This is a genomic window from Leifsonia sp. NPDC058194 (genome assembly GCF_042883605.1).
Classification (GTDB): domain Bacteria; phylum Actinomycetota; class Actinomycetes; order Actinomycetales; family Microbacteriaceae; genus Leifsonia.
Genome location: NZ_JBHVVL010000002.1, coordinates 1 through 20,529, shown reverse-complemented (window position 1 = coordinate 20,529; position 20,529 = coordinate 1). Strand labels below are relative to the sequence as shown.

Here is a 20,529-nt window from a genome sequence, read left to right as displayed (position 1 = left end):
CCGGCGGGATCGGGTCGAGCGCGGCCGACCGGCGGACATCATCGAGGAGCATGTTTGTTAGTAAAGTGGACAATCAAAGTTCTGGCAAGCGTCGCTCCCGGGAAATCCCTGGATTGGCAGAGAATTCATCGACTCGGCGGACGCACGCCATCGGCCGCCGTCCTGCTTAGGGCGGCGACCGAGGGAATTGGTGCCGGCGAACGCGACGGCGGCCCATGCGAGATCTCGCACGGGCCGCCGTCGGAGCGATCGTCGGTGAGGGCTACTTGCCGCCCTCCGCCGCCAGCGCGTCCTGGAGTGCCTGCTGCAGGCGGGCGTCCGCCTGACCGTAGGCCGTCCAGTCGCCCGCTTTCAGCGCGGTCTCGCGGTCGGCGAGGGCCTGCTTGGCCTGCTGGAGCGCGGCCTGCAGGGCCGCGTTGGTCGTCGATCCCGACGAGCCGGTTCCCGTTCCGGTACCGGTGCCCGTCCCCGTGCCCGTACCGGTTCCTCCGGTGTCGGTGCCCGGCACGTTGTTGTCGCCGGCCGTCGCCCCGGAGTCACCCCCGAACAACGAGTCGAGCGCCTGGTCGAGGGTGTCCTCGAACGCGATCTTGTCGCCGAACGCGACGAGCACCTTCTGCAGCAGCGGATAGCTCGTCTCACCGGTCGACTTGACGTACACCGGCTGCACGTAGAGCAGACCGCCGCCCACCGGCAGGGTGAGCAGGTTGCCGTTGATCACATCCGTCTTGCCCTGGCGCAGCAGGTTCAGCTCCTGCGAGACCGTGGGGTCGGAGTTGAAGTTGTTCTGTACCTGACCCGGCCCCGGTATGGTGTCGCTGGAGGGCAGGGACAAGAGTCTCAACTTGCCGTAACCGGCGGCGACCTTCCCCTTGGTGGAGCCGGCATCGGCATCGACCGCCAGATAGCCCTTCAGGACCGATCTACTGGCCTCGCTGGAGGCCTGCGGGATGAACGTCGTGTAGAGCGAGAAGCTCGGCGAGGTCTGCCCCGGCATCTGCAGCGTCAGGTAGTAGGGCGGCTGCAGGGTGGGATCGGTCGACGACGAGGTCGGGTCCGGCGGAGTCGTCCACGCGTCCTCGCGGGAGTAGAACGATCCCGCGTCGGTCACGTGGTACTGCCCGAGCACCGAGCGCTGCACCTTGAACAGGTCGGCCGGGTAGCGCACGTGGCTCAGCAGCTGTGCGCTCATGTCGCTGATGGGCTTGACCGTGGACGGGTAGACCTTCTCCCAGGTCTTGAGCACCGGGTCCTTGGCGTCCCACGCGTAGAGCGTGACGGATCCGTCGTAGGCGTCGACCGTGGCCTTCACCGAGTTGCGGATGTAGTTGATGTCGTCGAAGGCGTAGGCCGGCTTCGGCGTCTCGGTGTCCGCCGTCGCGTCGCTCAGGCTGCCGACGTGCGAGTAGGGGTATTGGTCGCTCGTGGTGTACCCGTCGATGATCCACTTGACCCGGCCGTCCACCACGGCGGGGTACGCCTGCGAGTCGAGGGTCAGGTACGGGGCGACCTTCTGCACGCGCTTGATCGGGTCGCGGTCGTAGAGGATCTGCGAGTTGTTGTTCACGGCGTCGGACAGCACGATCTGCTCGTCCTGGAACTTCAGCGCGTAGACGAGGCGCTTGAAGATGTTGTCGAGCTTGGGACCGCCGTTTCCGTTGAACGTCGTGTACGTCTGCTGGGCACCGTCGGCGCCGCCCGGGTAGTCGAGCTCGACCGACTTGGTGCCCTTCGGAGCGCCCACGATCGAGTACGTCGGCGACTGCTGGCCGAAGTAGATGCGCGGCTCGTACTCACCGAGCGTCCCCTGGGTCGGGATGCCGTACTCCATGAACACCGGCTGTCCGTCGGACGACCGCTGGTTGCCGTACGCCGCCACCATGCCGTAGCCGTGGGTGTAGACGAGGGTGTTGTTGTACCAGTTGCTGCCGCTGGTGAGACCGGACTGCTGGAGCTCGCGGACCGAGACCACCGCGTCCTGCTCGGCGCCGTTGACCGTGTAGCGGTCGACGTTGAGCGTGTTCGGGAACGCGTAGTACTGGCGGAACTGCTGCAGCTGACGGAACGACGGGCTGACGATCGCCGGGTCGATGATGCGGATCTGCGCGGTGGTCTGCGCGTCCTGGCGGAGTGCGCCGGCCTCCGCATCCGTCTTGGCGTCGTACGGGATCACCTCGATGTCGCTCAGGCCGTACGCCGCTCTGGTCGCGTCGATGGAGTCTTGGATGTACGGCGTCTCGAGCGTCTTCTGGCTCGGCTCCACCTGGAAGCGCTGGATCACCCAGGGGAAGATCGCGCCGACGACGAGGGCGGCGACGATGAGCAGGGCCGTGCCGACCAGCGGGAACCGCCAGCGGCCGACGAACGCCGTGACGACGAAGAGGATGGCGACGAAGATCGCGGCTCCGGCGAGGATCGCGCGACCGGGGATGGTCGCGTTGACATCGGTGTACGCGGCGCCGTTGATCGTGTCGCTGACGTTCGAATCGGTCACCGTGGCATAGCGGTCGAGCCAGATGCTCACGCCCTGCAGGAGCAGGTAGAGGGCCGCGATGACCGAGATCTGGACCCGGGCGGCCTTGCTGATGCGCACCTCGCGACCCGAGACCCGGATGGAGCCGTAGAGGTAGCAAGTCGCCAGCGTCGCGATCAGGGCGATGAGCACCACGGCCGACGCGAAGCCCACGGCGCTGCGGTAGAAGGGCAGCGCGAAGACGTAGAAGCCGATGTCGATATGGAACAGCGGATCGGTCTTGCCGAACGGCGTGCCGTTGATCCACGCCGCCGCCAGCTGCCAGCGGCTCGACGACGAGACGCCGGCGAAGATGCCGAAGACGATCGGGATGCCGTACATCGCCAGACGACGCAGCGGCTCGATGACCTGCTGGTAGCGGTCGAGCTGGCTGTTCAGCTTGGCGTACACCGGTCGCAGCCGGTAGGCCAGCTGGATGCACGCCCACAGCGGCAGCGCCATCGCGAGGAACCCGACGAAGAACATCGCGATCGCACCGAACCACTGCGTTGTCAGCACATTCAGGAATCCGACCTGCTGGTACCACAGGATGTCCGCGTACAGTCCGGCGAAGACGAAGAACAGGATCACCAGGGCGACGATCACCCCGAGGGTGATCCAGACGGCCGCACGGCGGCGTCCTGCTGGTCGTGCGGCGGTTGTTGAACTCACGTGCGGCCCTCTTGCTCTCGCGTGATGTGCAGATCAGCATCCATCCTAGGCGGGCGTCGCTTGGAGAACGCCGTGCCCGCCGCTGGGCCGTGCACTCCCGGGCGCGTCAGGAGGCGGGGCAGGTGGGCAGACCGCTGGTGCTGCCCCCCGAGCTCACCGCCTTGAGCACCGCGAGCGAGTCGGAGAGCGTCTTGACCGCGAACACCTTCAGCCCGGCGGGGATGTGCCCGGTGACCTCGTCGCAGTTGGAGGCGGGAGCGAGGAAGTACGCGGCCTTGCCGTCGTCGCGGGCGGCGTACATCTTCTGCCGGATGCCGCCGATCGCGCCGATGTTGCCCACGTTGTCGATGGTCCCGGTCCCGGCGATCCGCTTGCCGCCGGTCAGCTCGCCCGGGGTCAGCTTGTCGATGATCCCGAGGGCGAACATCTGGCCGGCGCTCGGGCCGCCCACGTTGTCGAGCTGGATCTTCACCTCGAAGGGGAAGGTGTAGTCCATCCCGGCGCCGATGCCGAGCACGGCGCCGCCGGAGGACTCGGCCGGCGTGATCCCGACGGTGCTGGCCGCACCGTCGCGCAGGATGCCGACCTGCGCCTGCTTGTCGGTGCCATTGGCGGCGATGGCGTCCCGCAGACCCTGCACGCTCTTCACCGCGGCGCCGTTCACGCTCGTGATCTCGTCGCCCTCCTTGAGTGCTTTCGCAGCCGGCGAGCCCGTGATGAGCTGCTTGACCACGACCGCCTGCGGGAAGTCGTAGCCCATCTCGTTGAGCGCCGCCGCGACGGCGTCCTGCTGCGAGTCCACCATCAGCGCGGCGTTCTCGGCGTTCGACTGCTCGGTCGTCGTGCCCGGAGGGAACACGGAGTCGATCGGCAGCACGGCGCGGCTCGGCTGGAACCACGACGTGACGATGTCGAACCAGTTCGGGCGCGAGTCCGGGTTGCCGACGACGGAGACGGTCAAGAGGTCGAGCGAGCCCGAGGTCGGGTAGGTCGTCTGGCCCGGGATGGTGATGAGCTGCTTCGCGTCGTCGCTCTTTGCCGTGCCGACCTGCTGGTCGGTGCCGAGCGTGTTGAAGACCGGACCGGGGATCTCGATGACGAACGGCGCAGGCGCGAGCGCGAGGACGAGGGTCAGCGCGAAGGCGGCGAGCACCGAGACCCAGCCGACGACCACGCGACGGGAGGGCCGGATCGATGGCGGCTGCTCCGTCGCGGCAAGCTCGTCGTCGGTGAACAGGCTCACTCGGGTGGTCCCTTCGGTCGTGTTCGCCACGGGCGCACCGCGCGCGAGGCAAGCGAGGCGGATTCCCACCCGGCTCTTGGAGATCAGGAGCTAGCGTAGATGGCGAGCCTGAAAGCCGCACACCGCGAGCGGCATCGATTCGAGACGAGGGGCGCACCATGGCCGACGAGCCGAACAAGGAGCCGGACGACGAGTTCCGGGACATGTTGCGCGAGTTCCTCTCCGGAGACTCGTCGATCGACCCGAGCCAGCTCGCCGGTGCCGCCGGCCTCCCGAACGATCCGGCGAGCATCCAGAAGCTGCTCGGGCAGCTGCAGAACGCCCTCCTCAACCCGGGCGGCGGCATCAACTGGGACATCGCCGAGCAGCAGGCACGCACACTGGCCGGCGAGGGCGCCCACGCGGTGACCCCGGCCGAGCGCGCTTCGCTCGACCAGGCCTTCAACGTGGCCGGGCTCTGGCTCGATCAGGCGACGACGGTCGCCGGGCTCTCCGGCACGCCCGAGCTGATCGGCCGCGCCGAGTGGGCACGCCAGACCATGCCGCTCTGGACGCAGCTGGCCGAGCCGGTCGCCCTCAGCATCTCCGACGCCCTCACGCGCGTCCTCGCCGAGCAGGCGCCCGAAGAGATGCAGGGGATGCTGCAGAACGCCGGGCAGCTCATGCGCTCGATCGGCGGCGCCCTCTTCGCCATGCAGCTCGGCCAGGTGGTCGGTCAGCTGGCGAAGGAGGTCGTCTCCGGCGGCGACATCGGCATCCCCCTGCTGGCCGACGGCACGGCGGCGCTCATCCCCCAGAACGTCGCCGAGTTCGGCGCGGGCCTCGACATCCCGGAGGACCAGGTCCAGCTCTACCTCGCGGTGCGCGAACTGGCGCACGCGAGCCTGTTCCGTCACGCCAAGTGGCTGCGGCTGCAGCTGATCACCCAGATCACCGCGTTCGCGAAGGGCATCACCATCGACACCGAGCGGCTCGAATCGCTCGCCGAGAGTTTCGACCCCTCGAACCCCGAGGAGCTGCGGGACGCGATGGTCAGCGGCGCGCTCATCCCGCCGAAGACGGAGGAGCAGCAGGAGGCCCTGGCCCGGCTCGAGACCGTTCTCGCACTGGTCGAGGGCTGGGTCGACGTCGTCACCGCCAGTGCGACCCGCCTGCTCCCGCGCGCCGACGCCATCGCCGAGACGGTGCGGCGCCGACGGGCATCTGGAGGCCCCGCCGAGTCGGCGTTCGCGACACTGGTGGGACTGGAACTGCGCCCGCGCCGCCTGCGCGAGGCGGCCGCCATGTGGCAGGCGGTCACGGACGCCGTCGGGCAGGACGCCCGCGACGGGCTCTGGTCGCACCCCGACCTCCTCCCCCAGGCAGGCGACCTCGACGACCCGTCGGCGCTGGTCGCCCGGCTGACTGCGGCTGCGGCCGGCACCGAGCCCGAGCGCGACGAACTGGATCAGGCGATCGAGGATCTGCTCCGCGGTGACGGCGAGCGTCCCGCGGAGGACTGACCCGGCCGTCACGCGGCGGTGGCTCCCGGCCGCCTGGGGATGATCGGCGCGACCGTTCGTCGCCTGTGGATAACCGCGGGACGGCGCGCGCGTCCGGGCAGGATGACGGGATGGTCCTCGCACTCGATCCCCGCATCCCCCGGGTATGGCGCACCCCGGAGACCCTGCAGTTCGGGGTCGATGTGCCCCGGCTCGTGCTGGACCGGGTGAGCCTCGCCGAGGAGCGCATGATCGCCGCCCTGGCCGACGGGGTCTCGCCGGCGGGGCTGCGCATGATCGCGAAGCGTGCGCGCGCCGATCCGCAGGTCGTGGACGCGCTGCTCGGACGGCTCGCCCCGGTCTTGGACCGCGATCCGGAGGGCGGGGGCACGCCACCGCTCGTCGTCCTCGACGGAGACGGGCCGACCGCGGGCCGCATGGTCGGTCTGCTGCGCGACGCGGGGGTGGAGGTCCGCAGCGGGCTCGGCTGGAGCGATCCGGCCCTCGATCGCACCGCGCTCGCGGTCGTCGTCGGCTCGTTCGCGATCGAGCCGTCCCGCCACAGCCGATGGCTGCGCCGCGACGTGCCCCATCTGCCCGTCGTCTTCAGCGATGGCGGTGTCGGCGTCGGGCCGCTCGTCCGCCCCGGTCGGGGGCCGTGCATCCGGTGCGTCGACCTGCACCGCACCGATGCGGAGCCCGCGTGGCCTGCGATGGCCGCCCAGCTCCACGCCCGGCCGCACCCCGGAGAGTCCGAACTCATCTGCGGAGCGGTCGCCTCCGTCGCCGTCGCGATGGTCTGCGCGGCGATCGACAGCGGGACGGACACGAGGCGCACGACGGCCCCGGGCGGCACAGAGGGCCGCATGCCCGCGCCCGCGCTGAGCCGCCACTTCCACCCCGCCACCGGCGACTGGAGCACACGCGAGCATATGCCGCATCCGGAATGCGGGTGCCTTCAGCTGCCGGTCACGCCGGAGGAGACACCGGCCGGGAGTCGATCGAGCGAGCCGGCCGGGCCGGCGCCGCGAGTTCCGCCAGGAAGCGCGATGGCTGACGGGACACCGGCCGGCCGGGATGGGATCCGCGATGCGCCCAGCTGAGCCGCAGGCGCTGACGCGCACGGGTGATTCCCACATAGAGCAGACGCCGTTCCTCGTCGATCTGCTCGAAGCCGGTCGCGAAGCTGATCGGGACGAGACCCTCGCTGAGCCCCACCAGGTAAACCGACTCCCATTCGAGGCCCTTCGCCGCGTGCAGCGTCGCCAGGGTGACCGCGGAGAGGGTGGGCTCGTGCTGACCGGCCTGGCGCGCCAGCAGGTCGTCCGTGAACCGGCGGAACGTGGTGCCGGGCGCCATCTCATCGACGAGCCCCATGATCGCGTTGAGGGACTCCCAGCGATCCCGGACGGCGCCGCGTCCGGACGGCGGCTGAACCGACCAGCCGAGAGTGCGCAGCACGTCGCTCACGGACTTGAAGACGGGCTCGTCCGTGGCCGCCACGCTCGCCGCGCGGAGCGTCATGATCGCCTGGCGCACCTCGGGCAGGTCGAAGAACCGCTTCGAGCCCCTGACCTGGTAGCTGATGCCCAGATCGCCGAGCGCCTGCTCGAGCACGGCCGCCTGCACGTTGACACGGTAGAGGACGGCGATGCTCTCCGGGCGGGCGCCCGCCGCCAGCTCGGCCGCGATCTGCTCGGCGACGGCCCGGGCCTCGGCCCGGTCGTCGTCGAACGCCGCCGGCGGCGCGACGTCCGCCGCATCCCGGCCGTCGCGCGCATGCCCCGCTGCGGCCGCCCTCAGGGTGAGGGCGCCGGACCGCCCGCGCATGAGCCGGTTCGCCGTCTCGATCACCCCTGGCGTCGATCGGTAGTTCTGCTCCAGGCGCACGACGGTCGCGCCCGGGTTCTCCCGCTCGAACCCGAGCAGGTACTCGCTCCGTGCGCCCGCGAACGAGTAGATCGTCTGGCTGGCGTCACCGACCACGCACAGGTCGCGACGGGTGCCGAGCCAGAGCTGGAGCAGTTGGTGCTGGAGAGGCGAGACATCCTGGTACTCGTCGACCACGAAGTAGCGGTACTGCTCGCGCACCTGCATCGCGACGGAGGGTTCCATCTCGATCATGCCGGCGCAGACGAGCAGCACGTCCTCGAAGTCGATCTGCTTGCGTTCGTCCTTGAGCTCCTCGTAGGTGCGATGCAGGTCGACCAGCTGGTCGACCGTGAGGGTTCCGGGGAGCGGGCGCGAGGCGAGCGCGGCGGCGTACTGGTCGAGGGTCAGACCCGACACCTTGCGCCACTCGATCTCGGCGGCGAGGTCTCGGAGCGTCGGAGTGTCGAGGCGCAGGGAGAGCTTCTCGGCCGCATGCCCCAGCACCCGGCCCTTGCCGTCGAGCACGCTCGGGAGCTGGCCGCCGGTCACCTGCGGCCAGAAGTAGTTGAGCTGCGCGAGCGCGGCGGCGTGGAACGTCCGCGCGGCGACACCGCCCGCCCCGAGCTGCCTCAGGCGGCCGCGCAACTCCGCTGCGGAACGGTTGGTGAAAGTCAGCGCCATGACCCGGTTGGGAGTGAACGCACCCGAGGCGACCCCGTAGGCGATCCGATGCGTGATCGCACGCGTCTTGCCCGTTCCCGCCCCGGCCAGGATGCAGACCGGGCCGAAGAGGGCCTCGGCGGCGACCCGCTGCTGCGTGTCCAGACCGGCCAGCAGTGCTGCGGGGGTGGCTGGCCCCTCGGTCACGGTGCCGCCGGCGGCTCGTCGAGGGACCCTCCGTACCAGTCCTCGATGAGGGCACGGGCGATCGACGAACGACCCGGCAGGATGATCTGCTCCCGCGCGTCCCAGAGCTCGAGGCGGCTGAACCAGCGCAGGTCGAGGATCTCCTCGCCGTCGGGGGCGAGGGCGGACGGCGCCTGATCCTCGGCGAGGCGAGCCGTCATGCCGACCATGACGGAGGCGGGGAACGGCCACGGCTGCGAGCCCTTGTAGCGCGCGTCGACGACCCGGATCCCCGCCTCCTCGAAGATCTCGCGCTCGACAGCGGACTCGAACGACTCCCCCGGCTCGACGAATCCGGCGAGGAGCGAGTACCGCGAATGCTCCCACATGGCGTTCGAGCCCAGCAGGAGACGGTCGTCGGCGTCGAGCACGGTCACGATCACGGCGGGATCGGTGCGGGGGAAGACCTCGGAGCCGTCCTCGAAGCAGTGCCGCACCCAGCCGGCCTGCTGGACGACCGTCGGGGTGCCGCAGCGCGGGCAGTGGGTGTGGGAGGCGTGCCAGTTCGCTATCGCGAGCGCCTCGGTGAAGAGTCCGGCATCCCGGTCGCTGAGGGTCGTCGCGACGGTGCGCAGGTTGCCCCAGCGCGCCTCGTCGGGCTCCAGCTCCTGAGCTGCGGCGTCGGTGAGCACCTCGAGCACGACGGCCGACCCGACGGGCTCGGTCGGCGCGGCCACGAGCGTGCGACCGAGGTAGACCCGGACCAGCGCCGACGTGACGCGTTCGACGGGGAGCAGGTCGAGCGCGGTCTCGCCCGCGTCCGGTGAGCTCCAGCCGTCTCCCGACGGGGTCGCCCCCGGAATGCTCTCGGGGGTCAGGAGCGCACGCCCCTTCCACAGCGCCAGGACGCGGGTGCCCGGTTCCTCCCAGAGCTCGTCGAACAGCGCGGGACGCGAGCGCGCCGCGTGATCGCGATCGACCGCGTGACGCGAGAGCGGGAGGTCCAGCAGCGGAGCGGACGGAGGTGCGGACGACATCGAGAGAACCTTTCAAGGCGTGGCGATCAGAGCCCACGCGCGGATGTCCATTTAGCCTAGGAACCATGGCCAGATCCCACTTCACTCTAGCCGCGCTGGCCGCTTCGGCCGTGCCCGACCTCGCCGTCACCGGCGCCCGCAGCTACTCCCGCGACGGCGCAGGCGAGTTCGATTCAGCGCTGCTCGACGAACGGGACGGCCGCGTCTGCATCGTCCGCGTCCCGGTGTCGCAGTCCGCCGAGTCGGAGCAGAGCGCCGACCTCGTCGCCCTCCGTGCGCTGACCACGGGGATCCGCAGCCGGCTGCCGTTCGATGTCCCCCACTTCCTCGGCCAGGCGCCGGTGGGCGGGACTCGGGCGCTCGTCTACGACTTCCTCCCCGGTGACCACGTGACGGTCGAGGAGGTGCCGCCGGGCGACGGCCTCGCGGGCTCGATCGGGCACGCGATCGCCGCGATCCACACCCTGCCCACGAGCTTCGTCGGGGAGGCCGGCCTGCCCGTGCTCTCCGCCGCCGACTCGCTCGGCTCGGCGACGTCGCTCATCGAGTCGGCCGCCGCCACGGGCCTCCTCCCGGCGGCGCTGCGGGACCGCTGGCGCGACGCCACCGCCGACCACTCGCTGTGGCAATTCCAGCCGACTGTGATCAACGGGGCCCTCACCGCGGACTCCTTCCTCGTCGACGAGGATTCCGTGACCGCCGTCCTCGGCTGGTCCGCGCTGCGGGTGGGCGACCCGGCCCGCGATCTGCACTGGCTGCTCGCCATGAACCCGGAGGCCACCGACGGTGCCCTCACCGCCTACGCCTCGGCGCGCCAGGTGGCCACCGATCGCCAGTTCACGCAGCGCGCGATGCTGTACGCCGAGCTGGAGGTCGCCCGCTGGCTGCTCCACGGCCGCGAGGTCCGCGATCAGAGCATCGTCGACGACGCGGTCCTCATGCTCGACGGGCTGGTGGACCGGGTGCACAGCAACGCGGTCAATCCGCTCTCGAACGCCACCGGACCGATCATGGCGATCGGCGACGTCGAAGCGATGCTCGACCGCACCCCCGGCGACCGCGCCGACGGTTACGGTCGCTCGGGCGGGATGAAGCCGGTCGCCGAGGACCAGAGCGAGCGCAGCTCCTCCTCTTCGTAGAGGCGCTCCGGCCGCACGACCTCGTCGTCGGCGACGAAGTAGAACACCGCGTCGATGAGTGCAGGATCGACGCCGGAGTAACGGGCGTACGCGAGGCGGTAGAGCGCGAGCTGAAGCTGCTTGCGCTCGAGGTCCGCGGCGTCGCGCGGCGCCTTCCCGGTCTTCCAGTCGACGATCTGGTACTCGTGGACGCCGTCGTCGCTGCGATAGACGGCATCGAGTTTGCACACCACCACCTGGCCGGCGAGGGTCACGTGGATCTCGAGCTCGACCTCCTCCGGCCGACGGCCGGCCCAGGTGCTCGCCGCGAAGGTGGCCTGCAGCTCGGCGAGGCGTTCCGCCTCCAGCATCTCGCCCGCGGGGTCGTCGAGCTCGGTCGCGGCCGCGTCCAGGACGTCGGAGCCGCCGGCGGTCGAGCCGAACCGCTCCTCCACCCAGTGGTGGAACAGGGTGCCGAGCCGCGTCTGCCGGTAGGGCCGCTCGGGCATCGGGCGGCGCAGCGTGGCGGCGACCGTCCCCGGGTCGGAGATGTAGTCCTTGAAGCGCGAGGCCGGGATGCGCGTCGGCAGCTCGACGAGCCCGGCGTCCTGTGCCCGGCTGGCGCGTTCGGCGAGCAGGAGGTCCAGGTCACGGCTGTAGGCGCCCCCCGACGACCCGCCCTGCTCGCGTCGCGAGCGCACGGACTCCGCCGCGGCCAGAACGCGACTCCGCCGCGTCCCGAGCGGATCGAGCGGCCAGGCGACGGTCTGCGCCGTGAGCGACAGCGGGTTCTCGTCGGGCTCGTCGCACTCCGGGAAGGCGTCGGCCGGGAGCAGGCCGGCGGCCTGCAGTTCGAGAAGGTACGCACCGGGACCGCGCGGCCTCGTCTGCGTCGACCAGTAGGACCCCGTCAGCAGGAGCCGTTCCCTGGCGCGCGTGACGGCGACGTAGATCAGCCTCCGCTGCTCGTCCAGATGCCGGCGCAGGTTCTCGGCTTCGAAGGCGTCGATCGACTCGTCGATCTGCTTCTGGTCCTCGGCGTTTCGCCAGGCCAGCACCGGGAGCTCGGCCGAGTCGCCGCGGAACTCGTTCGGCAGCTGGCCGAAGGCGAGCCAGCCTTTCCGGCTCTGCGGCGGGCCGGGCAGTTCGCCGTCCACCAGGCGCGGGACGGCGACGATGTCCCATTCGAGGCCCTTGGAGCCGTGGATGGTGAGGATCTGCACGGTCCCCGGCTCCGGGTCCTCGCTGCGGGGCGCCAGGTTGTCGCGCTGCTCGGCCTCTGCGAGCCAGGCCAGGAAGGAGCCGAGCGTGGCCCGGTCGTCGGCGGCGAGGTAGGACGCCACCTGCTCGGCGAACGCGTCCAGGCTCGCCTGCCCGAGCTGGGCGGACTCGTTCGCGGCCACCTCGATGTCGAGCAGGAGCTCCTGCTGCACGAGGGTCACGAGGTCGAGGAGGTCGAGGCCGACGCGCGAGCGCAGCCGGTCGAGGAGCCGCCCGGCGTCGCGCATCCGGTCCAGCCCGACGGGGCTGATCTCGTCGAGCTTGCTGTGCCCCTCCGGCGCCTCGACCACGAAGTCGAGCGCGTCGACGAGCGAGGCGGACTCCTCCCCCGCGACCGATCGCCGCAGCCGGTCGCGCACATCCGGGTCGAGCTCCTGGAACCGGTGGTCGCGCGTCGACAGCCACGAGGCGACCCGACGCAGGCCGGCGATGTCCTTGGGGCCGACGCGCCAGCGTGCTCCCGTGAGCAGCCGGATGAGTTCTGAGCCCGCCGTGGGGTCGTGCATCACCCGCAGCGCGCTCACCAGGTCGGCGATCGCCGGCTGCTCCAGCAGGCCGCCGAGGCCCAGGACGTGGTACGGGATGCCGCGGCGTGCCAGCGCGGCCGTGAAGACGTCGATCTTCTTGAGGGAGCGGCAGAGCAGCGCGGCGCTCGGCGGCACACCGTTCGCGTCGCGGGCGGCGATCCGCTCGCCCAGCCATGCGGCGACCGTCTCGGCTTCGTCCGCCACCGTCTGGCCGAACTCCGTCGTCAGCTCGCCGGCCACCGCTCCCGGGCGAGGCTGCAGCATCTCGACGTGCACCGGCGAGGCCGCCGAGAGCGGCTGCACCAGGGTGTTCGCCGCATCGAGGACCCTCGTCGGGTTGCGCCAGCTCGTGCTCAGCGCGTATTCATCCGCCCCGCCGTGCTCCGATCCTGCCCGCCGACCGGTGAAGTCGGCCGAGAACCGCCCGAGGTTGGCCGCGCTGGCCCCGCGCCAGCCGTAGATGGACTGGTGCGGGTCGCCCACGGCCATCACGGCCTGCCCGGCGAACAGCGTGGACAGCAGCCGGGTCTGCACCACCGAGGTGTCCTGGTACTCGTCGAGGAGCACGACACGGAAACGGCGACGGTAGTCGTCGACGACGTCCGGCAGCCGCTCCGCGATCGACAGCGCGAGAGCGACCTGATCGGAGTACTCGACGAAGCCGCGGCGGCGCTTCTCCTCGGCGAACGCCTCGGCCAGATCGAGCAGGGGCGGGAGCGACCCCACGGCCCCCACCGCCGTGCGGACGGACGCATACGCATCCTTCACACGACCGTTCCCCGTGGGCAGCTCGACGATCCTCGCGAACCCGGCCACCATTCGCTCCACCTCGGCGGCGTCGGCGACGTTCTCGCTCAGCGCGCGGCTCAGGGAGAGCACCGCGCTGGTGACGGCGTCCACCCCGCGCTCCAGGTCGACGAGGCGTTCGTCGGTGCTCCCGACCACGAGCCGCCGTGCGAGTTGCCACGCCGACGCCTCCGTCAGCACGGCCGACTCGGGCTCGCGCCCGATCAGGAGCGCGTTCTCGCGGAAGATGGCGTTGGCGAACGCGTTGTAGGTCGCGACCTCGGGCGACTCGAACGGGTCGAAGACGATGTCGGTCAGTCCGGACCCGTCGAGCTGCTCGATGCGCGTGCGGATGCGGGCGGCGAGCTCGCCGGCGGCCTTGCGCGTGAAGGTCAGACCGAGGATCTCGGGCACGCGGGCATGCCCGTTGGCGAGCAGCCACACGACACGGTTCGCCATGGTCTCGGTCTTGCCGCTGCCGGCTCCGGCCACCACGATCGCCGGGCGCACCGGCGCCTCGATGACCGCCTGCTGCTGCACGGTCGGCTCGGGGAGGCCGAGGGCACGGGCGATCTCGACGGCGCTGACCGCGCGCGCGGGACGCGCACCGCGTTCCTCCTCGACGGTCGGGTCGTCGAGGGTGAGCGCCTGCTCGACGAGGTCCAGATCAGCGTCGGCGGCGGCCCATTCGAGCACGTTCTCGTCGTTCACGGCCGCCTCATCCCTGTCGTCGTCCCCGTCGTCGTCCCCGTCGTCGTCCTCGCACTCGCCGCGGTCCCCGTCGCCCGGCCCATCAGGCGCTCACCGCCGGAACGAGGTGGATGCGGTACTCGTACTTCGCGTGCGGGTCGCGGTCGCCGAGGTCGACGACCCCGGCGAACGTCGCCGCGGCCATGCCCGTCGCCGCATCGGCGACGCGCTCCTTCAACCGTTCCAGGCCGGCTGCGTCGACCCGGTCCTGGGCGACCTCGCGGTATCCCTTGCCGCGCACGCCCTTGGCGACGAACAACAGCTTCGCCCCGCCGGAGGGAAGACCGTCGGCGACCTCGATCGCACCGTGCTCGAGGGCGAGCTGGTACGCCCCGAGCTGGGCGTGCTCCACCGCTTCCGCCGCGGTCGGCGTGCGATTGCCGGTCTTGAGGTCCACGATGACGACCGTCCCGTCGGCCGTGCGCTCCACGCGGTCGATCGTGCCGCGCACCAGCGCCTGGCCGATGCGCAACTCGAACTCGCCCTCCGAGCCGAGCAAGGCGCCGCCCGCGCGTTCGAAGTCGCGCAGGTACTCCGACACGCCCTGAGCCAGGATGCGGGTCCGCCGCCGCTCCTTCTCCTCCAGCCACGGGGACTCGAACGTCAGTTCGCTCCACCGGCGCTCGATGCCGCCCCAGAGCCGCTCGACGCTCAGGTCGGGGTCGTCGCTGGTGCTCGCCTCCTCCATGACCGCGTGCACCACCGTGCCGATACCGGCGGCCAGGCCGCTCGACGACGAGGCCATCGCGTCGACGAACCAGGCCAACGGGGACTTCTCGAAGGTCTCGAGGCGCGAGGGCGAGACACGGACGACGGCCTCCTCGTCGTCGAGATCGACGAGCGGATCGACCGTGGACGGCTCGATGAGGCCGTACCAGGTGCCGGGGTCGGCTCCCTCGACGTCCGCGTCGGCGAGGCGCGCGAGCGCGTCCGCCGCGTCGGGCGAGCCCGTCGTCGCGAGACGGCGCCGCAGCCGGCCGACCATCCCGCGCAGGGAGAGGGGGTGGATGCCCTCGTCCCGGTCGTCGACCGCGAGGTCGCCGGGCAGCCGGAGGAACGGGGAGGGCTGCTCGTCGTCGTTCGCGGTGGCGCTCAGGATCACCTGGCCGCGTGCGCGCGAGACGGCGAGGGCGAACATCCGCAGCTCGTCGCCGAGCACCTGGGCGCGCTGGTCCTCCGTCGCCGTCTCACGCCCGGCGAGGGCATCGCCGAGCTCCTGCGGGTGCAGCAGCGAGCCGCGCAGCCGGAGGTTGGGCCAGACGCTCTCCTGGAGACCGGCGACGGCGACCACCTCGAACTCGCGACCGACCGTCGCGCTCGGGGTGCACACCAGCACTGCCGGCCCCGCAGTCTGGGCCGCGAGGGTGTCCTCCGGGACCTCGGCGCCCAGCAGTTCGACGACGAAATCGGCCGCGGGGCGTTCGGGATAGCGTTCCACGAACCGTCGGGCGGCGGTGAACAGGGCGACGACGCCGTCCAGATGACGGTTGGCCTCGTCGGCGACGATCCCGCTGCGCTCCGACTGCTCCAGCCAGCGTCCGGCGAGCCCGCTGCGCTCCCAGATGTGCCACAGGAGCTCCTCGATCGTCGCACCGGCGGCGGCCTTCTCGCGCCCGGCACGGAGCGTCTCGGCCAGGCGGCCGGCACGGCGCGCGGGCGACGAGTCGATGGTCGCCAGGTGTGCAGGATCCGCGAGCGCCTCCACCAGCAGGTCGTCCCCCGGCCGGTTCCCCGCACCCGCGAGCTCCTCCTGACGGAGCGCGAGCCGGAGACGGCGGAGGCTGACCGCGTCGAGCCCGCCGAACGGACCCAGCAGCAGTTCGGTCGCGACGGCGGGAGTGGTCTCGACCGCCCCCAGCTCCACGCCGGCCACCGTGATCAGCTGGCGCGCCGCGTAGTCGTCGCGCAGTGCGCGACCGGCGATGCTCGTCTTGGTCGGGACCTCCGCGACCGCCAGCGCCCGTGCGAGACCGGGCACGTGGGCTCCCGAGCGCACCACGACCGCCATCTCGTCCCACGCGATGCCGTCGAGCAGGTGACGCTCGCGCAGCCGGCGCGCGAGTCGGGCCGCCTCGGCCGGCGCGGACGCCGCGAGGATCCGCAGCACCTCCGGCGGGGTCTCCGTTCGGGTCTCCGGCGGGGTCTCCGTTCGGGTCTCCGGCCCGTCGCCGGCGCCGTCGGGCGCACGCCGCCCGGCGGACGCGAGACGCTGCACGCCCGCGGCTGCCGTGCCGATGCGTTCCGTCACGCGGACGGTCAGGTCGCGGAGTGCGGGACTCTGACGGTGAGCGGTGCCGAGCACGAAGCGCTCGACCGGGACGCCCAGGCGCACGGCCAATTGGCCCAGCGCGCCGGTCTCCGCGCCGCGGAACGTGGTGGAGGCGACGTCCGGGTCGCCGAACGCGACGACGGCAACCCCCCGCTCGCTCAGCGCCTTCAGCAGCGCGATCGTCGCGACCGTCGCCTCCTGGAGGTCGTCGACGAACACGACGCGCAGGCGGTCGAGCGCACTCCCTTCACGCACGACGGCGACGGCGGAGGCGATGAGCTCCGCCGAGTCGACGAACCCTCCCCGGTAGCTGTCGACGACGGTCTGGTATTCGGCGAGGAACCGCGCGGCCGCCCGCCATTCGTCGTGGCCGGACACCGCCCCCAGCTCCGAGAGGCGGGACGGGCCGATTCCGTGCTCGGCGCAGCGTGCCATCAGCTCGCGCAGCTCGGTGCGGAAGCCGCGCAGCGACCGCACCTCCTCGACCAGGGGCTCCGGCCAGTGCGGGCCTGTGCCGTCCTCGATGTGGCCGGCGAGCAGCTCGGCGATGATCTGGTCCTGCTCGCCGCCGGTGAGCAGCCGCGGGGCGTCCTCCCCGGTGCGCCGGGCCCGGGCGCCGACCAGCTGGAAGGCGAGGGAGGTGGCGGTCCGGGCCAGCGGTCCGTTGGTGGGCACCCCCAGCCGGAGCGCGATGCGGTCCCGGAGTGCGGTCGCCGCGGTCCGGGAGGCGCTCAGCGCGAGCACCTCGTCCGTCGCGTACCCGCGGCCGAGCACCCGTTCGGCGATGGCCTCGACCAGGGTCGTCGTCTTGCCGGTGCCCGGGGCTCCCAGGACGGCCGCCGATGCCCCGTCGCCGAGGCCGAGCACGGCGGCCTGGGATTCGTCGAGGACGGGGTCGCCGTTCGCACGGCGCCGGTCGGCGCGCGGACGGAAACCTCGGGTCGTCATGTCCTTCACGGTATCGGCGTCCGCCGACAGAGAACGTGACCCGGAGCCGCGAGCCGTGTGCCGTAGTCTGAACTCACATCGGACGGTCGGTTTCGCGACCGCCCTGAACACCTGAGAGGCACGCCGTGGAGATCCGCATCGGAGTAGTCAACGCCCCCCGCGAGCTGGGATTCGAGTCGGCGCAGTCGCCCGACGAGATCGCCGAGCAGGTGGAGGCCGCCATCGCCGGCGGGACCGGCGTGCTGCGCCTGACCGACGACAAGGGCCGCATCTACGTGGTCCCGACCGCGGGCGTCGCCTACGTCGAGATCGGCGCCGAGGAGTCGCGCCGCATCGGCTTCGTCGGCTAGATTCCCGTCTCGTGGAACTCCTTTTCGTCGCCCTCGGCGGAGCCCTGCTCGGCCTCGGCGCCCGTTACCTGCTCCCCGGCCGTCACACCCACGGCGCAGTGCTGATCCCCGCGATCGGCGTCATCGTCGCGTGCGCGCTCTGGGTCGCGCTCACGTGGGCGGGCCTGAAGTGGGACGGCGGGTGGATCTGGTGGATCACCCTCGGCGGAACGGCCGTCATCGCGGTGGTGGTCGACCTGGTGATCGGGCGCGTGCGCGCCGGCCACGACGACCAGCTGCTGCACTCGCTCGCGAAGGGTGCCGTCGCGCGCTGACCCGGCCCGGGTCGCCGCAGCCCGCCGCGCCGGCTGTCAGGCGGTCAGGCGGTCAGGCCGAGCGCGTCCATCCTGCGCGTGTGCGCGGCGATCAGCTCGGTGAAGATCGGCTCGATGCGCTCGTCGTCGGTGATCCGGTTGCCCGAGAGGTGCAGGGCCGAGCGCGCCACCAGCAGGGTGTCGCCGACGAGGCGCCTGCCCCACATGGCCAGGCGCGACGCGAGCTGCTGGTCCGCTCCGATCTCCGTGCGCAGCACCTCGAGCACCCCCTCCTGACCGGAGTCCGAGCCGAGCAGCTGGGCGACGCGCGGTCCGATGTCGCCCGGGAGGCCCGCCGCGAGCCGGATGAAGAAGTCGTCGAGCAGTCCGCCGGTCACCAACGCCGATAGCAGCGTCTCGCGCCAGTCCGAGCCGACGATGAGGGCACTGAACCCCTCGATCTCGTCCGCGAACGGCTTCATCACCTCGCCGGGGTCGTCCCCGCGGCGACGGATCTCGGCCACGATGCCCTGGTGCTTCGAGAGCGCGTGTCCCGCGGCGGCCGCGACCAGCTCCTTCGCGCGGAGCGAGCCGGCGCCCGCCGCGACCCGCGACAGGGTCTGGAACTGCTCCAGCTGGATGTACGCCGCCTGACCCAGATAGGGCAGCAGGTCGGGCATGACCTCGTGCAGATCGACCCGCACCGCCGGTGCGCGATCGGCGCGGGGAGCGAGACGCGGCAGCTCGACCGCGGGGCGTCGGCGCGTGAACCAGGTTGACACGTACAGCAGTGTATCGGGGTCGTCCAGTAGGCTTCTCCTGTCCGTCGGCGTTGGATCGGCGGCTCCTACGCCTGCGACAGGAACAGGGCGTAGACCTTACGTATCGAACGACAGGCATACCTTTTGACTTTCTCCGAACTCAATATCGACCAGGACATGGTGGACGCCCTCGCTTCGAAGGGCATCGTCGAGCCCTTCCCCATCCAGGCGCAGACCATCCCCCTCGCACTCAGCGGCCAGGACATCATCGGCCAGGCGAAGACCGGAACGGGCAAGACCTTCGGCTTCGGCCTCCCGATCATCCAGCGCATCGGCCTCGACCCGGCCCCCGGCGTGAAGGTGCTCGTCGTCGTCCCGACCCGTGAGCTCTGCGTCCAGGTCGCCGAAGACCTCGAGCTCGCCACCTCCAACCGGTCCACGACCGTCGTCAGCATCTACGGCGGCAAGGCCTACGAAGGTCAGGTCGAGCAGCTCAAGGCCGGTGCCCAGATCGTCGTCGGCACCCCCGGGCGTCTGCTCGACCTCGCGGGCCAGCGCCTCCTCGACCTCAAGCAGGTGCAGGAGGTCGTGCTCGACGAGGCCGACAAGATGCTCGACCTCGGCTTCCTCGCCGACATCGAGAAGATCTTCCAGCAGGTCCCGGCGACGCGCCACACGATGCTCTTCTCCGCGACGATGCCCGGCCCGATCGTGGCCCTCGCCCGCCGCTTCATGACGCGCCCGGTCCACATCCGCGCGACCGACCCCGACGAGGGCCTGACGCAGGCGAACATCAAGCACGTCGTGTACCGCGCGCACTCGCTCGACAAGGACGAGGTCATCGGCCGCATCCTGCAGGCCGAGGGCCGGGGCAAGACCGTCGTCTTCACGCGCACCAAGCGCGCGGCCGCCAAGCTCGTCGAAGAGCTCAACGACCGCGGCTTCAACGCCGCCGCCGTGCACGGCGACCTGAACCAGGAGCAGCGCGAGCGCGCGATGGCCGCGTTCAAGGCCGGCAAGAAGGACATCCTGATCGCCACCGACGTGGCCGCCCGTGGCATCGACGTCAACGACGTCACCCACGTGATCAACCACACGGTGCCCGACGACCACGACACCTACCTGCACCGGGCGGGCCGAACGGGCCGCGCCGGCAAGACCGGTATCGCGGTGACCTTCGTCGACTGGGACGACCTGCACAAGTGGGCGCTCATCAACCGCGCCCTCGAGATGGGCCAGCCGGAGCCGGTCGAGACCTACTCGTCGAGCCCGCACCTGTACGAAGACCTCGACATCCCCGCCGGGTCCAAGGGACGGCTGAAGAGCACCCCGGTCGTGAAGACCGAGGGCTCCCGCTCCGGCGGCGGCCGTTCCGAGGGCTCCCGCTCGGGCGGGGCCTCTCGTGACGGAGGTTCCTCCCGCGACGGCGAGCGCGCCGGCGGCACCCGCAACCGTCGCCGCACCCGCGGCGAGGGTTCGAGCGAGTCGGCCGCGGCCGTCGACACGACCGGCACCACGACGGCGACCGCCGAGGGCGGCGAGAACGTCGCCGGCGGCACCCACGACGGCGGCGGCGCCCAGCACCGCGACGGCAACAGCGCCCCGCGCCGACGCCGCCGGCGCTCGCGCGGCGGTGCGTCCAGCGCGCCGAGCACCCCGCCCGCGAACTGACCCCGCGCCGGTCTCTCCGGCGCCGGTGACCACGGAAGGGGGGGGGCGCCCCCCCCCCCCGCGGCGGGCGCGGCGCCTGCCCCTCGGTAGGTCTATGAGACTGCCCGGCGCC

Annotated in this window: 12 protein-coding genes; 5 read left to right on the top strand and 7 right to left on the bottom strand. The window is 71.4% G+C overall.

The features are described 5' to 3' along the window. Positions 1 to 262: 262 nt before the first annotated feature. On the bottom strand, positions 263 to 3,184 hold the full coding sequence (locus ACFVU2_RS06830) for a UPF0182 family protein (protein WP_387872433.1): 2,922 nt from the start codon (positions 3,182 to 3,184) through the stop codon (positions 263 to 265). A 106-nt stretch (positions 3,185 to 3,290) separates the two neighbouring features. Beyond that, the gene (locus ACFVU2_RS06825) at positions 3,291 to 4,427 is read right to left on the bottom strand and encodes a PDZ domain-containing protein (protein ID WP_387872431.1); all 1,137 of its coding nucleotides are present in this window, start codon (positions 4,425 to 4,427) and stop codon (positions 3,291 to 3,293) included. Positions 4,428 to 4,585: 158 nt separating this feature from the next. On the opposite strand from ACFVU2_RS06825, the gene ACFVU2_RS06820 reads away from it, so the two are divergent. Continuing rightward, positions 4,586 to 5,929: a zinc-dependent metalloprotease gene (locus ACFVU2_RS06820; protein WP_387872430.1), complete on the top strand. Its 1,344-nt coding sequence runs from the start codon at positions 4,586 to 4,588 to the stop codon at positions 5,927 to 5,929. Between the two features lie 948 nt (positions 5,930 to 6,877). Here the strand turns inward: ACFVU2_RS06820 and ACFVU2_RS06815 are convergent. Beyond that, positions 6,878 to 8,647, bottom strand: a complete 1,770-nt coding sequence (locus ACFVU2_RS06815) for an ATP-dependent helicase (RefSeq protein ID WP_387872428.1) — start codon at positions 8,645 to 8,647, stop codon at positions 6,878 to 6,880. After that, entirely contained in the window at positions 8,644 to 9,663 is a 1,020-nt protein-coding gene (gene nudC / locus ACFVU2_RS06810; RefSeq protein WP_387872426.1) for an NAD(+) diphosphatase, read from the bottom strand. The genes ACFVU2_RS06815 and nudC overlap by 4 nt, the downstream gene beginning before the upstream one ends. 65 nt (positions 9,664 to 9,728) lie before the next feature. On the opposite strand from nudC, the gene ACFVU2_RS06805 reads away from it, so the two are divergent. Next, the gene (locus ACFVU2_RS06805; RefSeq protein WP_387872425.1) at positions 9,729 to 10,802 is read left to right on the top strand and encodes a phosphotransferase; all 1,074 of its coding nucleotides are present in this window, start codon (positions 9,729 to 9,731) and stop codon (positions 10,800 to 10,802) included. On the opposite strand, the gene ACFVU2_RS06800 is transcribed toward ACFVU2_RS06805, so the two are convergent. Both ACFVU2_RS06800 and ACFVU2_RS06795 read right to left on the bottom strand, forming a co-directional pair. Next, positions 10,733 to 14,086, bottom strand: coding sequence for a UvrD-helicase domain-containing protein (locus tag ACFVU2_RS06800; protein ID WP_387872423.1), 3,354 nt, complete (start codon positions 14,084 to 14,086; stop codon positions 10,733 to 10,735). The two genes, ACFVU2_RS06805 and ACFVU2_RS06800, sit on opposite strands and share 70 nt — an antisense overlap. Positions 14,087 to 14,168: 82 nt before the next feature. Next, entirely contained in the window at positions 14,169 to 17,342 is a 3,174-nt protein-coding gene (locus ACFVU2_RS06795) for an ATP-dependent helicase (protein ID WP_387872422.1), read from the bottom strand. A gap of 125 nt (positions 17,343 to 17,467) precedes the next feature. On the opposite strand from ACFVU2_RS06795, the gene ACFVU2_RS06790 reads away from it, so the two are divergent. Then, a complete protein-coding gene (locus tag ACFVU2_RS06790; protein WP_387872420.1) occupies positions 17,468 to 17,692 on the top strand; it encodes a DUF3107 domain-containing protein in 225 nt (74 codons plus the stop codon). Between the two features lie 11 nt (positions 17,693 to 17,703). Next, entirely contained in the window at positions 17,704 to 18,006 is a 303-nt protein-coding gene (locus tag ACFVU2_RS06785) for a hypothetical protein (RefSeq protein WP_387872418.1), read from the top strand. A 44-nt stretch (positions 18,007 to 18,050) separates the two neighbouring features. On the opposite strand, the gene ACFVU2_RS06780 is transcribed toward ACFVU2_RS06785, so the two are convergent. Next, the gene (locus ACFVU2_RS06780) at positions 18,051 to 18,767 is read right to left on the bottom strand and encodes a ferritin-like fold-containing protein (RefSeq protein WP_387872417.1); all 717 of its coding nucleotides are present in this window, start codon (positions 18,765 to 18,767) and stop codon (positions 18,051 to 18,053) included. Between the two features lie 123 nt (positions 18,768 to 18,890). Here ACFVU2_RS06780 and ACFVU2_RS06775 point away from each other — a divergent pair, with 123 nt between their 5' ends. Next, entirely contained in the window at positions 18,891 to 20,417 is a 1,527-nt protein-coding gene (locus ACFVU2_RS06775) for a DEAD/DEAH box helicase (protein WP_387872416.1), read from the top strand. Positions 20,418 to 20,529: the final 112 nt, after the last annotated feature.